This is a genomic window from Kribbella sp. NBC_00709, from assembly GCF_036226565.1.
Taxonomy (GTDB): Bacteria; Actinomycetota; Actinomycetes; order Propionibacteriales; family Kribbellaceae; genus Kribbella.
Window position 1 is genome coordinate 6,059,700 of sequence record NZ_CP108996.1, and the last position, 12,382, is coordinate 6,072,081.

Annotated in this window: 14 protein-coding genes; 13 read left to right on the forward strand and 1 reads right to left on the reverse strand. The window is 68.4% G+C overall.

Features of this window, described 5'->3' with window-relative positions; translation table 11 throughout:
- Positions 1–122 precede the first annotated feature (122 nt).
- Complete coding sequence (locus tag OHA18_RS29765; RefSeq protein WP_328998634.1) at positions 123–458, forward strand: hypothetical protein; 336 nt, start codon at positions 123–125, stop codon at positions 456–458.
- Complete coding sequence (locus OHA18_RS29770; RefSeq protein WP_328998635.1) at positions 455–1,129, forward strand: hypothetical protein; 675 nt, start codon at positions 455–457, stop codon at positions 1,127–1,129. The genes OHA18_RS29765 and OHA18_RS29770 overlap by 4 nt, the downstream gene beginning before the upstream one ends.
- Before the next feature lie 41 nt (positions 1,130–1,170).
- Here the strand turns inward: OHA18_RS29770 and OHA18_RS29775 are convergent, their stop codons facing one another.
- Positions 1,171–1,512 (reverse strand): helix-turn-helix transcriptional regulator, encoded by a 342-nt coding sequence (locus tag OHA18_RS29775; RefSeq protein ID WP_328998636.1) that lies wholly within the window; start codon positions 1,510–1,512, stop codon positions 1,171–1,173.
- Positions 1,513–1,661: 149 nt separating this feature from the next.
- Here OHA18_RS29775 and OHA18_RS29780 point away from each other — a divergent pair, with 149 nt between their 5' ends.
- From OHA18_RS29780 to OHA18_RS29830, 11 genes are read left to right on the forward strand one after another with little or no spacing between them, the layout of a single operon-like run.
- Positions 1,662–2,723, forward strand: coding sequence for an NAD-dependent epimerase/dehydratase family protein (locus OHA18_RS29780; RefSeq protein ID WP_328998637.1), 1,062 nt, complete (start codon positions 1,662–1,664; stop codon positions 2,721–2,723).
- The gene (locus OHA18_RS29785) at positions 2,723–3,946 is read left to right on the forward strand and encodes a class I SAM-dependent methyltransferase (RefSeq protein ID WP_328998638.1); all 1,224 of its coding nucleotides are present in this window, start codon (positions 2,723–2,725) and stop codon (positions 3,944–3,946) included. The genes OHA18_RS29780 and OHA18_RS29785 overlap by 1 nt, the downstream gene beginning before the upstream one ends.
- 25 nt (positions 3,947–3,971) lie before the next feature.
- A complete protein-coding gene (locus OHA18_RS29790) occupies positions 3,972–4,826 on the forward strand; it encodes a glucose-1-phosphate cytidylyltransferase (protein WP_202877672.1) in 855 nt (284 codons plus the stop codon).
- Positions 4,826–5,476, forward strand: coding sequence for a PIG-L deacetylase family protein (locus OHA18_RS29795; RefSeq protein WP_328998639.1), 651 nt, complete (start codon positions 4,826–4,828; stop codon positions 5,474–5,476). The genes OHA18_RS29790 and OHA18_RS29795 overlap by 1 nt, the downstream gene beginning before the upstream one ends.
- Positions 5,477–5,490: 14 nt before the next feature.
- On the forward strand, positions 5,491–6,630 hold the full coding sequence (locus OHA18_RS29800) for a class I SAM-dependent methyltransferase (RefSeq protein WP_328998640.1): 1,140 nt from the start codon (positions 5,491–5,493) through the stop codon (positions 6,628–6,630).
- A gap of 22 nt (positions 6,631–6,652) precedes the next feature.
- Entirely contained in the window at positions 6,653–7,387 is a 735-nt protein-coding gene (locus OHA18_RS29805; protein ID WP_328998641.1) for a class I SAM-dependent methyltransferase, read from the forward strand.
- Positions 7,388–7,394: 7 nt separating this feature from the next.
- The gene (locus OHA18_RS29810; protein WP_328998642.1) at positions 7,395–8,675 is read left to right on the forward strand and encodes a hypothetical protein; all 1,281 of its coding nucleotides are present in this window, start codon (positions 7,395–7,397) and stop codon (positions 8,673–8,675) included.
- On the forward strand, positions 8,672–9,613 hold the full coding sequence (locus OHA18_RS29815; protein WP_328998643.1) for a glycosyltransferase family 2 protein: 942 nt from the start codon (positions 8,672–8,674) through the stop codon (positions 9,611–9,613). The genes OHA18_RS29810 and OHA18_RS29815 overlap by 4 nt, the downstream gene beginning before the upstream one ends.
- Positions 9,610–10,554 carry a glycosyltransferase family 2 protein gene (locus OHA18_RS29820; RefSeq protein ID WP_328998644.1) on the forward strand — a complete coding sequence of 315 codons (945 nt, stop codon included), beginning with the start codon at positions 9,610–9,612 and terminating at the stop codon, positions 10,552–10,554. The genes OHA18_RS29815 and OHA18_RS29820 overlap by 4 nt, the downstream gene beginning before the upstream one ends.
- Positions 10,551–11,819: a polysaccharide pyruvyl transferase family protein gene (locus OHA18_RS29825; RefSeq protein ID WP_328998645.1), complete on the forward strand. Its 1,269-nt coding sequence runs from the start codon at positions 10,551–10,553 to the stop codon at positions 11,817–11,819. Before OHA18_RS29820 ends, OHA18_RS29825 begins: the two co-directional genes overlap by 4 nt.
- A complete protein-coding gene (locus OHA18_RS29830; protein ID WP_328998646.1) occupies positions 11,816–12,376 on the forward strand; it encodes a dTDP-4-dehydrorhamnose 3,5-epimerase family protein in 561 nt (186 codons plus the stop codon). Before OHA18_RS29825 ends, OHA18_RS29830 begins: the two co-directional genes overlap by 4 nt.
- The last annotated feature ends 6 nt before the right edge of the window (positions 12,377–12,382 follow it).

The following is a 12,382-nucleotide window of genomic DNA, read 5'->3' on the forward strand; positions in this document are numbered from 1 at the left end:
CCCCACGTCCACAGCGCCCATGAGAGCGCCGTGTCTGCTGTGCTGATACATCAGCGCCAGAAATTGGCGGAAAGTATCCTGAGTCACGGAACGTGTCCGACCAGCCAGCCATCGGAGTAATCATGGAAGCCTCGTACGACCTCCCGAGCGGCGACCGGATCAGGGTCATCGACACCACGACCGTGGGACAGAGCCTGGGCCGCATCCTCGAGCTGTACCGCGGCGGCGCCACCGAACCCGTCTTCTTCGGCGACCAGCCCCGCCCCGAGGGCGTCGTCATATCGTTCGAGCAGTGGGCCGAATACGAGGCCATGAAGAACGAGGCCGAGTTCGAGCGCCGGACCGAGCAGATCGCCCGCGACCGGATCGCGAGCTCGCGTTCCGAGGACTCGGTGTCGTTCGAGGACATGATGCACGAGTACGGCCTGGACCCGGATGGCAACGGCGGTCAGGCGTGAAGTACCACCTGATCATCCACCCCGAGCTCAAGCAGGACATGGACCGGCTGTACCAGGCGTTCAAGCAGGACCAGAACAGTCCGCAGGGCCGGGAGTTCCAGGCTGCCGTGGACGCGCTGAAGGCGTTGCGCGAAGGTCGCGAGAGCGAGTACCAGGGCAAGCAGCTCGGCTACGGCCCGGGCTCCCACGACCTGCGCGATGCCGCGGAACTGAAGGTCCCGGTCGTCCAGGAGTACAGCGACCACGGCCGGCCGCTAGGCCCGTCGCACCGGCTCGTCTACCGGGAGTTCGAGCCGCTCCCGACCATCGAGAACGGTCAGGTCGTGCGGGACCCGAACGCCCGGGCCTACCGCGAGGCGCTCAACTTCACGGCTCGATCGGACGACCCTGCCGCGGTGGCCGGACAACGTCTGGGGCGAGATCGAGGGATGCCCCAGCCGGAGTTGCACGGCATCGCGGGCGGCGGGCGACCCGACGTCGGCCCGCAGCGACCGGGGGTCCGGACCACTCCGCACCGGGTCCCGGTGCCGAAGGACCTCCTCCGCCAGGCCGCAATCCTCCGCGACAGCCCGCCGGCCGGAAATGCGCCGAAGCCGTCGATCGCACCTGCAGCCAACGTCCACCGCCCGACCACCCTGGGCCGCACCCAGGACCGAAACCTCGACTCGTAGGAGCCCGCCGGAACCATCACTGATGACGCAGGGGCGCCTGCTCAGGCAGCCTCGGTCCTGTGCGGGGTGAAGGAGACGTGGATCTCGTCGTCGTCGAGTGCGATGTTCAGCGAAGCGTCCAAGGCGTGCGCGAGCTTCGAGAGCAGCGGCAGAGTGGGGACGGTGTCAGAACCTTCGATGCGCGAGACCTTCGCCTGCGTCAGCCCGGCACGATCGGCAAGCTGGGCCTGGGTGAGGCCGAGCTCAACGCGCCGTTCGTACACAGCTCGAGCAAGGGCCATGGAAAGGCGGATCTCACGACGCGCCTGTACGACGTCCTCAGGCTCGAGCGCACTCGTGCCGAGCTTCCGCTCACGCACGGACTTCCAGCGACTGTGGCTCATTGCTCGATCTCTCCTCTCTCTACGACCCGGACGAAGTCGTCGTGGGCCGGTCCACGGACTTCGCGTGAATTCGCGAACGATGTATCAGGCGCTTGTCCGGGGGTTCTTTATGGGCGACAGGGGACTGCGCTGGGGTGAGGGGAAGACGGATGAGGGTTCTGGTTACCGGTGATCGGGGTTATATCGGGGCCGTCATGGTGCCGTTTCTACGGGACGCCGGGCATCAGGTCGACGGTCTGGACACAGGGCTGTACGAAGGGTGTGACCTGCTCGGCGGGCCGGACCCGATCGGGAACAGGCCGCCGCGGGACATGCGGGACGTGACCGCGCGGGAGCTCGAGGGGTACGACGCGGTGGTCTGTCTGGCCGCCCTGTCGAACGATCCACTCGGCAACCTGGACAAGGCCGCGACGTACTCGGTCAACCTGGACGGCACGCTGAACGTCGCGCAGGCCGCGAAGGACGCCGGCGTCGAGCGGTTCCTGTTCGCGTCGTCCTGCAGCCTGTACGGCGCGGCCGGCTCCGAGGCGGTCGGCGAGGACGCCGAGATGTTCCCGGTCACGGCGTACGGCGAAACCAAGGCGCTCGCGGAGCAGCAGCTGTCGAAGCTGGCCGACGACACCTTCAGCCCGACGTACCTGCGGAACGCGACCGCGTACGGCGCCTCGACCCGGCTGCGGCTCGACATCGTCGTCAACAATCTGACCGCGATCGCGCTGACGTCCGGTCAGGTCCGGCTGGAGAGCGACGGTACGCCGTGGCGCCCGCTGGTCCACATCGAGGACATCAGCCGGGCGTTCCTGACCGTGCTCGAGTCGCCGCGGGACGTGATCCACGACGAGGCGTTCAACGTCGGCCGGTCCGAGGACGTGGTCCAGGTCCGCGACATCGCCGAGATGGTCCGCGAGGCCGTGCCCGGGTCGACGCTGTCGATCGCCGAGGGCGCCGGCCCCGACCTGCGCAACTACAAGGTCGACTTCAGCAAGCTCAACGACACGTTCCCGGAGCTGCAGCTGCAGTGGACGGTCCGCAAGGGCGTCGAGGAGCTGTACCACGCCTACCAGCGGCACGGCCTCACGCTCGACGACTTCAACTCGGCCCAGTTCGTCCGTCTGCGCCGGATCCGGCAGCTGCTGGGTGCCGGTCTCGTCGACGGCAACCTGCGGCGTCAGACCGACGGGCCGTTCCCGGGACCGAAGGAGATGCAGTGATGAACAGCTGCCGGATCTGCGGCGCGGAACTGACGCGCACGTTCGTCGACCTCGGCATGTCGCCGCCGTGCGAGAGCTACCTGCGCGCCGACCAGATCGACAGCGGTGAGACGTTCTACCCGCTGAATGTGCGGATCTGCGACAACTGCCTGCTGGTCCAGCTCCCGGCGTACGTCGCCGCGGACGACGTGTTCAGCGACTATCTGTACTTCTCGTCGTACTCGACCAGCTGGGTCGAGCACGCCCGCCGGTTCGTCGTCGACATGCAGGAGCGGCTCGACCTCGGTGCCGAGAGCCTGATCGTCGAGGCCGCCAGCAACGACGGCTACCTGCTCCAGCACGCGACCGCCCTCGGCATCCCGGTGCTCGGCATCGAGCCGGCCGCGAACATCGCCAAGATCGCCAACGAGAACGGCATCCGGACCGAGAGCTACTTCCTCGGCGAGGAGACCGGCAAGGACGCGGCCGCCCGGCACGGGCAGGCGGACCTGGTCGTCGGCAACAACGTGTTCGCGCACGTCCCGGACATCGTCGACTTCGCCAAGGGCCTGCGCGCGCTGGTGAAGGACGACGGGCTGGTGTCGCTGGAGTTCCCGCACCTGCTGCGGCTGATCGAGCGTCGCCAGTACGACACGATCTACCACGAGCACTACCAGTACCTGACGCTCAAGACCGCTGCGCTGGCGCTGGAGAAGGCCGGCCTGAAGGTGGTCGACGTCCAGGAGCTGGCCAGCCACGGCGGCTCGCTGCGGCTGTTCAGTACGCCGGCCGAGACCGCCGGCGAGCCGACCGAGCTGGTCGGCAAGGTGCTGCAGGACGAGAAGGACGCCGGTCTGCACACGGTCGAGGGCCACCTGGGCTTCGCCGACGAGGTGTTCGCGATCAAGTCCGACCTGCTGGAGTTCCTGATCCAGGCCCGCCGCGACGGCAAGTCGGTGGCCGGGTACGGCGCTCCCGGCAAGGGGAACACGCTGCTCAACCACTGCGGCATCCGCGAGGACCTGCTGGAGTACACGGTCGACCGCAGCCCGCACAAGCACGGGATGTACCTGCCCGGTACGCACATCCCGATCTTCGCCCCGGAGCGCCTGGCCGAGACGCGCCCCGACTACATCGTGATCCTGCCGTGGAACCTGCGCGCGGAGATCGTCCACCAGCTCGGCTACGCACGGGAGTGGGGCGCGAAGTTCGTCGTACCCATCCCGCAGCTCGAAGTGATCTGAAAGGCGTTGGGGGGAAGGAAGTCAGATGAAGGTCGTGATCTTCTGCGGGGGGCTCGGGCTGCGGATGCGCAGCGGCGTCGATTCCGCACCGAAACCGATGATGACGATCGGCGACCGGCCGGTCCTGTGGCACATCATGCGGTACTACGCGCACTTCGGCCACACCGAGTTCATCCTGTGCCTGGGCTTCGGGGGAGCCGCGGTCAAGAACTACTTCCTGAACTACGAGGAGACCGTTTCCAACGACTTCGTGATGACGAAGGGCGGCGAGCACATCGAGCTGCTCGACTCCGACATCAGCGAGTGGAAGATCACCTTCGTCGACACCGGCATCGACACCTCGATCGGTGAGCGGCTGCGCCGGGTCCGGCCGTTCCTGGAGGACGACGACGCCTTCCTGGCCAACTACGGTGACGTGCTCACCGACGCGCCGATGGACAAGATCGTCGACCACGTGATGACCAGCGACATCACCGCCAGCCTGCTCGCGGTGCCGCCGCAGGCCTCGTTCCACACGGTCGAGTTCGGCACCGACTCCCGGGTCACCGGGCTGCGGTCGGCGGTCGACCTGAACGTCTGGATCAACGGTGGGTTCTTCGTCATCAAGAAGGAGATCTTCGACGTCCTGCACGAGGGCGAGGACCTGGTCGGCGATGCGTTCCCGCGGCTGGCCGCGATGCGCAAGCTCGAGGCAATCCCGCACCACGGGTTCTGGGCGCCGATGGACACGCTCAAGGAGCGCAGCCAGCTCGAGGAGCTGTACCGATCCGGCAAGAAGCCGTGGGCGCTGTGGAGCCACCAGGTCCGCCAGCAGCAGGCACAGGTGCTGGACAAGGAACCCGCGGTGTCGGCGGACGCGCCGGTAGTGGTGGCGATCTGATGCTTCCGTTCCAGCTCGGCCTGATCGACGGGCCGGTTCATCTGGTTGCCCTCGGCGCCCATCCGGACGACATCGAGATCGGCTGCGGCGGCACGCTGCTGAAGCTGGCCGAGTCGGTACCGGAGCTGACCGCCGAGTTCGTGATCGCGACCGGTACGCCGCTGCGCCTGGAGGAGGCCCGCCGCGCGGCGGAGCTGTTCCTGCCGGAGTGCGAGGTGACCGTCACCTCGGCCGAGCTGCCGGACGGCCGGTTGCCGTCGCACTGGAACGAGACCAAGGAGTTGCTCGAGGCAACGGCTCGGGGGAGCCGTCGTCCCGACATCGTGTTTGCCCCGAGCAAGCACGACGCGCACCAGGACCACCGGCTGATCGCCGAGCTGGCGCCGACGGTGTGGCGCAGCCATCTGGTGCTGCACTACGAGATCCCCAAGTGGGACGGCGACATCAGCCGGCCGTGGCTGTACGTCGAGCTCACCGAGGAGCAGCTGCGGGACAAGGTCGCGCTGCTGCACAAGGCATACCCGTCCCAGGTCCCGCACGACTGGTTCGACGAAGAGGTCTTCGCCGGGCTGGCCCGGCTGCGCGGAATGGAGTGCCGGGCGAAGTACGCCGAGGCGTTCACCACGGCCAAAGCGACATTGACATGGTGAGCGAGGGGGATGCAGTGAGCTTCGAGTGTCGTGGCTGCGGCGCGGAGAACGTCGTACCTGTCGTGGACATCGGCGACCAGCCGTGTGCCGACCACTTCCCGCCGGCCGACAGTCCTGGACCCGACCCGCGCTGGCCGCTGGCGCTCTGGCTGTGCCGGGAGTGCACGCTGGTGCAGCTCGGCCCGGTCGAGGCGCAGATGGCCGAGGAGCCGCTGGCTGTCGAGTCCGCGACCAGCCGCGCGCATGCGGAGGCCGGGGTCAAGGAGATCCTCAGCGATCACCCGGAACTGAGCAGCGGGACGGTGTTCGAGTTCGGCAGTCCGCATGGCGGGTCCTGGCTCGATCACTTGTACGTCGCGGGCTGCAGGCTCGCGGGCGATGGCGAGAAGGCCGACCTGGTGGTCGACGTCCACGGGATCGTGCATGAGCCGCAGTACGGCGACTCGCTGAAGCTGCGGGCGGAACGGCTCGCGCCGGGCGGCCTGCTGGTGATGGAGTTCCACCACCTGCTGCCGTTGTTCATCGGCAACCAGTTCGACACGATCCGGCACGGCCACTGGGCGTATGTCTCGCTCCGCGCGCTGCAGAACATCGCGGCGCTGCACGGTCTGACCGTCGAGTCGGTCAACCAGGTCGACATGTACGGCGGCAGTCTGATGGTGATGCTGCGGCACACCGCGGACGCCAAGCCGGATCAGTCGGTCGACGTGGTGCTGGAGGACGAGGAAGCGGCCGGGATCGCCGACGAGGTTCAGCTCGGCAGCCTGCAGGAGGCCGCACGGCACGCCGCCGGCGCGTTGCACGAAGAGCTGAGCCGCCATCAAGCCGCAGGTCGCACGGTTCTCGGGTACGGCGCGCCGTCCAAGGCGCCGGTGCTCCTGGATCTGAGCAACGTGACGACCGACCTGCTGCCGTTCACCGTCGATCTCGCACCAGGCAAGCACGGCCGCCGGATCCCCGGCGCGTGCATGGTCCCGATCCGGCCGATCGAGGAACTGAAGGCCGCGCGGCCGGATGTCGTCCTCGTGCTGACCTGGGACATCGCCGACGAGATCGTCGCGCAACTCGAAGCAGACGGCGGCTGGGGCGCCACCTACCTGGTCCCACTGCCGGAACCCCATGAGCTGGGGGCTCGACGTCAAGACGTCAGTTGAACCGGGGAAGAGGAACCAGAAAATGACATCACTTGCAGGCAGCCTTCGTGATTCCGGGCTGGATATGCTGAAACGCCTGCTCCGCGGGCCGATGGCACGGGTGCGGGCGGTCCACCGGCTGCGCTGGCGGGTGACCTCGCGAGAGGCGCTGTTCACCCAGGTCTACGAGTCGTCGGGGTGGGACAGCGCGGAGTCCGGCTCCGGCACGGGCTCCGAGCTGCGCGCCACCGTCGACATCCGCGAACGCCTGCCTGAGCTGCTGACCCGTCACGGCGTGACGACGATGCTCGACGCGCCCTGCGGCGACCTGAACTGGATGCGTCACATCGATCTTCCGGTGCAGAAGTACCACGGGGTGGACATCGTCGCGAGTGTGATCGAGAAGAACCAGGAGGAGTACGGGAACACGCAGCGCGATTTCGCGGTCGCCGACCTGACCAAGGGCGAGCTGCCCAAGGTCGACCTGGTGCTGTGCCGGGACTGTCTTGTGCACATCTCGTTCCAGGACGCAGCGGACATCCTGGAGAACTTCCGCTCCACCGGCGCGAAGTGGCTGGTGATCAACCAGTACGACGATGTCGAGCGCAACCACAACCAGTTCACCGGCCGGAACTGGCGGCGGCTGAACATGCTCCTGCCGCCGTTCAACTTCCCGGAACCGCTCGAGTCCTTCCCCGACGGCGGCGAGGTCGACCCGAACCGGCTCGGACTCTGGCGTCTCCAGGATCTGCCGGCCGTCCAGCGAAGCGGTCTGTGAGCCGACCATGAGAGCTGTTCTACGCCGCCTCACCTGGGGACTCGCCGACCAGGCTGTCACCAGCCTGGTCAGCTTCCTGGTGGGCATCGTCGTCGCCCGGGAGCTGGGCGCGCTGCAGTTCGGCGCGTTCAGCCTGGCCTGGGTGACGTACGGCGTGGTCCTGAACATCTCCCGCGGCCTGGCGACCGATCCGTTGGCGGTGCGGTTCAGCGGCCTGGATCGGTCGGTCTGGCGGGCAGCGGTCGCGAAGTCGTCCGGGATGGCGATCGTGGTCGGTCTCGGCCTCGGTGCGGTCTGCGCGGCCGTCGGTCTGTTGATCGGCGGGCACGCCGGCCAGGCATTCATTGCCCTGGGCATCGTGCTGCCCGGCCTGATGCTGCAGGACAGCTGGCGGTTCGCCTTCTTCGCATCGGGACAGGGCGGCAAGGCCTTCGTCAGCGACATCACCTGGGCGCTGGGATTGGTGCCGCTGCTGTACCTGGCCTCACAGCACGCCAGTGTGACCAGGTTCGTCCTGGCCTGGGGTGCAGCCGGGGTGTTCGCGGCGCTGGTGAGCGGGCTGCAGGCAGGCATCCTGCCGCGGCCGACGCTGGCGCGCCGCTGGCTGTCCGAACACCGCGATCTGAGCCTTCGCTACCTGACCGAGAACCTGACGCTCAGTGGGGCCTATCAGCTCCGCATGTACGGCCTGGGTGCCTTCGCCGGCGTCGCAGCCGTGGGTACGGTGCGTGGCGCCGAGATGCTGCTCGGACCGTTCTTCATCGTGCTGTCCGGCATCGGACTGGTCGCGGTGCCGGAAGCGGCCAGGGTACTGCGTCGATCGGTGCGGGCACTGCCAGTGTTCTGCTTGCTGCTCGGTGGCGCGCAGGCGATCGCCGCGCTGGCCTGGGGTCTGCTGCTGCTGTTCGCGCTGCCGGACGAGTGGGGACACGCGCTGCTCGGCGAGGTCTGGCTGACCGCGTCCGCATTGGTGCTGCCGGCAACTTTGTCGGTGGCCAGCGCGGGCTTCAACACCGGAGCCGCGGCCGGTCTGCGCGCGCTCGGTATCGCCCGCCGCAGTCTCAAGGCCCAGCTCTGCGCCTCCGCCTTCTACCTCGTCGGCGGCGTGGTCGGTGGCGCACTGGACGGTGCGCGTGGTTCGGCCTGGGGCGCTGCGAGCGCGACGTTCGCGGCGGCGTTCGTCTGGTGGTACACGCTGCGCGTCGGCGTCCGGGAGCGCAAGCAGCTGGAGTCTGCGGTGAATTCTGACGATGCGCAGACCGTCCTTCCCGAAGTGAGAAGCACATGACCGCCGTACCGCGGCTGACCGTCGGCCTCCCGGTCTACAACGGGGAGAGCTACCTGGCCCAGTCGCTGGATGCCCTGCTGGGACAGTCGTACGGCGAGTTCGAGCTGATCATCTCCGACAACGCCTCGACCGACGGCACCGAGCGGATCTGCCGGGAGTACGCGGCTCGCGACCCGCGCATCCGCTACCTCCGCCAGCCGGTCAACATCGGCGCCACGCCGAACCACAACTACGTCTTCGAGCAGTCGCACACCGAGCTGTTCAAGTGGGCGTCGTACGACGACCTGTACGGGCGGGAGTTGCTGGCGCGGTGCATCGCGGCTCTCGACGACGATCGCGACCTGGTTCTGGCCCACGCCTGGCAGGCGATCATCGATGCGGCCGGCGAGGTTGTCCTCACGCCCGCGTATGCGTTGGCGACCGACTCGCCCGACCCGGCCGAGCGCTTCCGGAGCATGCTGTTCACCGTCGGCGGGGACGACTTCTACGGCGTGATCCGGTCCGAGATGCTGCGCCGTACGCCGCTGCACGGGAGCTACCACCACGCCGACCGCACGCTGATGGCCGAGTTGGCCCTGTCCGGCCGCTTCTACCAGGTGCCCGAGGTGCTGTTCTTCCGCCGCGACCATCCGGACCGCGCCGAGCGGGCGAAACCGACGATCCGCAGCCGCGCCGCGAACATGGAGCCGCGGCGCGCGCACCGGCTGAGCAACCCGACCGCACGGTTGCTCGCCGAGTACGTCGGTGGATTCGTCGGCGCGATCCGCCGGGCGCCGTTGTCGTCCGCCGAGCGCCGCCGCTGCTACACCCACCTGCTGCGGTGGATGGCGAGCCGGGCGGCGCACCGATCGTCGGCCCGGATCGAGGACACGGTGCCCCGCGGGCCCCGCAGGTCCCTCACGCCCCCGCAGGCTCTCGCAGAGATGAGGAGAAGATGAACGCAGTACCGCGGCTGAGCATCGGACTGCCGGTCTACAACGGCGAGAAGTACCTGGCGGAGGCACTCGACGCGCTGCTCGGGCAGACCTACGCCGACTTCGAGCTGATCATCTCCGACAACGCCTCGACCGACGGCACGGAGCGGATCTGCCGGGAGTACGTGGCTCGCGACCCGCGCGTCCGCTACATCCGCCAGCCGGTGAACCTCGGCGCCTCGCCGAACCACAACGTCGTCTTCACCGAATCGCGGGGCGAGCTGTTCAAGTGGGCGTCGTACGACGACCTGTACGCCCGGGACCTGCTGGAGCGGTGCATCGAGGCGCTCGACGAGCACCCGGACGCCGTGCTGTGCCACTCGTGGAGCGCGATCATCGACGAGGCCGGGGACATCGTCGCCAAGGTCGGCTACCCGTTGACGACCGACTCGCCGGATCCGGTCGAGCGGTTCCGGAGCCTGCTGTTCGACGTCGGCGGTGACGACGACTACGGTGTCGTCCGGTCCGACGTACTGCGCCGTACGGCCCTGAACGAGAGCTTCTACCACGCCGACCGGACGATCGTGGCCGAGATCGCGCTGCACGGCCGGTTCCACCATGTGCCGGCGTCGTTGTTCTTCCGTCGCGACCACCCGGACAGCGCGCTCCGGTCCAACCGGACGGTCCGCTCCTGGTGCGGCAACCTCGACCCGCGCCGCCGGAACAAGCTGCGGCACCCGACGGTCCGGCTACTGGTCGAGTACCCGCTGGGCTACGTCCGGGCGCTGTTCCGCTCGCCGTTGACCGGCGGCCAGCGAATGCGTTGCCTCTGGCAACTTCTGCGCTGGATGACGAGCCGGGTGGTCCCGCCGTCGATGCGCCGGCAGGACACGCCGGTCGAGCAGGTCAGCGAAGTCGTATCGGTCTCCGGAGTGGTCGCGGGCCAGAACGGGCGGGTCGCATGAGCGGCGAGAGCTTCACCACGGCAGCCGCGGGCGGTCCGCGGATCGGGTTCTTCGGCCTGCTCGGCCACGGGAACCTCGGCAACGACGGATCGCTGGAGGCGTTCCTCGCGTTCCTGGGCAAGTCGTACCCGGACGCCGAGATCGACTTCCTCTGCTCCGGTCCGGAGGTGGTCGAGGCTCGTTACGGCCTGCCGGCCACCCGGATGAACTGGAACCGCGACGAGTACAGCACCGCGAGCAGCCTGCGTTCGGTCGCGCTCAAGGGCATCGGGAAGATCGTCGACTTCTTCTGGACCGCCTCCTGGGTACGGCGCCACGACGTGGTGGTCGTGCCGGGTATGGGCGTCCTCGAGGGCGGCCTGCCGCTGCGCTGGTGGGGCTTCCCGTACTCGCTGCTCCTGCTCACCGCCGCCGGTCGCCTGGTCGGTACGAAGGTCGCTCTGGTCAGCGTCGGCGCCAACTCGTCGGGACGCCGGATGACCCGCCGCGTCTTCACCTTGGCGGCCCGGCTGGCGTACTACCGCTCGTTCCGCGACCAGCTGTCGAAGGACGCGATGCGCGCCACCGGCCTGGGCATCGCGGACGACCCGGTCTATCCCGACCTCGCGTTCTCGCTGCCGATCCCGGAGGTCCGGTCGGTCACCCCACCGGGGGAGCCCACGACGGTCGGCGTCGGCGTGATGACGTACCGCGGTACCGAGGACGACCGGGACCAGGGCGAAGAGGTGTTCGCGGAGTACCTCGCGAAGATGACCCGCTTCGTCGACTGGCTGGTCGGGCAGGGGCACCGGGTGCGGCTGCTCACCGGAGATCACGAGGACGAGCTGGCCTCGGCCGCGATCCTCGCCGAGGTGCGGGCCCGCCGGCCCGAGCTCGATCCCTCCTGGGTGGTCGACGAGCCGCCGCGGTCGCTGGACGAGCTGATGGAGCAGATGGCAGCGGTCGACACGATCGTGGCCACCCGGTACCACAACGTGGTCTGCGCCCTGATGCTGTCCAAACCGACCGTCTCGATCGGGTACGCCGCGAAGAACGACGTCCTGATGGCCGACATGGGTCTCGCGGAGTTCTGCCAGTACATCCGCACTCTCGACGTGGATCGGCTGATGAGCCAGTACTCCGCGCTCGAGTCCCGCCGCGACATCGTCGGGCCGGTGATGGACGAACGGAACGCCGTCAACCGCCGCCTGATCGAGGAGCAGTACGAGGTCCTGACCTCGCAGCTCTTCCCGCAGTCGGCCGAAACCCTGGAGGGACGCTCATGAAGGTGACGCAGGTACCTGAGGTCGCCGGGGTCTATCTGTTCGAGCCCACCCCGCACGTCGACGAGCGGGGCTTCTTCAGCCGGACCTTCGACGCCGAGATCGCCCGGTCGGTGGGCATCGACCCGGACGGGTTCGCGCAGGACAGCCTGTCGCGGTCCCGCAAGGGCGTCCTGCGCGGGATGCATCTGCGATCCGGCGGCGGTGAGGCGAAGCTGGTCCGCTGCTCCGCCGGCGAGGTGTTCGACGTCGTCGTCGATCTGCGGCCGGAGTCGCCGACGTACCTGCAGCAGGCGCACTTCACGCTGTCGGGGGACACCCAGGCCTCGATCTACATCCCGGCCGGGTGCGGGCACGGCTTCCAGGCGCTCACCGAACCCGCGGACATCGCGTACCGGATCGACCGGCCGCACGATCCGTCCGAGGACGTCGTGATCGCCCACGACGACCCCGATCTCGCCATCCCGTGGCCGCTGCCGGTCACGCTGATGTCGGCCCGCGACCAGCGGGCCGTATCGCTCGCAGACCACATTCGCCCGGGCGTTCCGACCGCTCGCTGATCGATC

Bases quoted from the DNA above. Each gene is read 5' to 3' on its own strand.
- OHA18_RS29765 (WP_328998634.1), top strand. From the start codon at position 123: ATGGAAGCCTCGTACGACCTCCCGAGCGGCGACCGGATCAGGGTCATC.
- OHA18_RS29775 (WP_328998636.1), bottom strand. From the start codon at position 1,512: ATGAGCCACAGTCGCTGGAAGTCCGTGCGTGAGCGGAAGCTCGGCACG.
- OHA18_RS29780 (WP_328998637.1), top strand. From the start codon at position 1,662: ATGAGGGTTCTGGTTACCGGTGATCGGGGTTATATCGGGGCCGTCATG.
- OHA18_RS29785 (WP_328998638.1), top strand. From the start codon at position 2,723: ATGAACAGCTGCCGGATCTGCGGCGCGGAACTGACGCGCACGTTCGTC.
- OHA18_RS29790 (WP_202877672.1), top strand. From the start codon at position 3,972: ATGAAGGTCGTGATCTTCTGCGGGGGGCTCGGGCTGCGGATGCGCAGC.
- OHA18_RS29795 (WP_328998639.1), top strand. From the start codon at position 4,826: ATGCTTCCGTTCCAGCTCGGCCTGATCGACGGGCCGGTTCATCTGGTT.
- OHA18_RS29805 (WP_328998641.1), top strand. From the start codon at position 6,653: ATGACATCACTTGCAGGCAGCCTTCGTGATTCCGGGCTGGATATGCTG.
- OHA18_RS29810 (WP_328998642.1), top strand. From the start codon at position 7,395: ATGAGAGCTGTTCTACGCCGCCTCACCTGGGGACTCGCCGACCAGGCT.
- OHA18_RS29815 (WP_328998643.1), top strand. From the start codon at position 8,672: ATGACCGCCGTACCGCGGCTGACCGTCGGCCTCCCGGTCTACAACGGG.
- OHA18_RS29820 (WP_328998644.1), top strand. From the start codon at position 9,610: ATGAACGCAGTACCGCGGCTGAGCATCGGACTGCCGGTCTACAACGGC.
- OHA18_RS29825 (WP_328998645.1), top strand. From the start codon at position 10,551: ATGAGCGGCGAGAGCTTCACCACGGCAGCCGCGGGCGGTCCGCGGATC.
- OHA18_RS29830 (WP_328998646.1), top strand. From the start codon at position 11,816: ATGAAGGTGACGCAGGTACCTGAGGTCGCCGGGGTCTATCTGTTCGAG.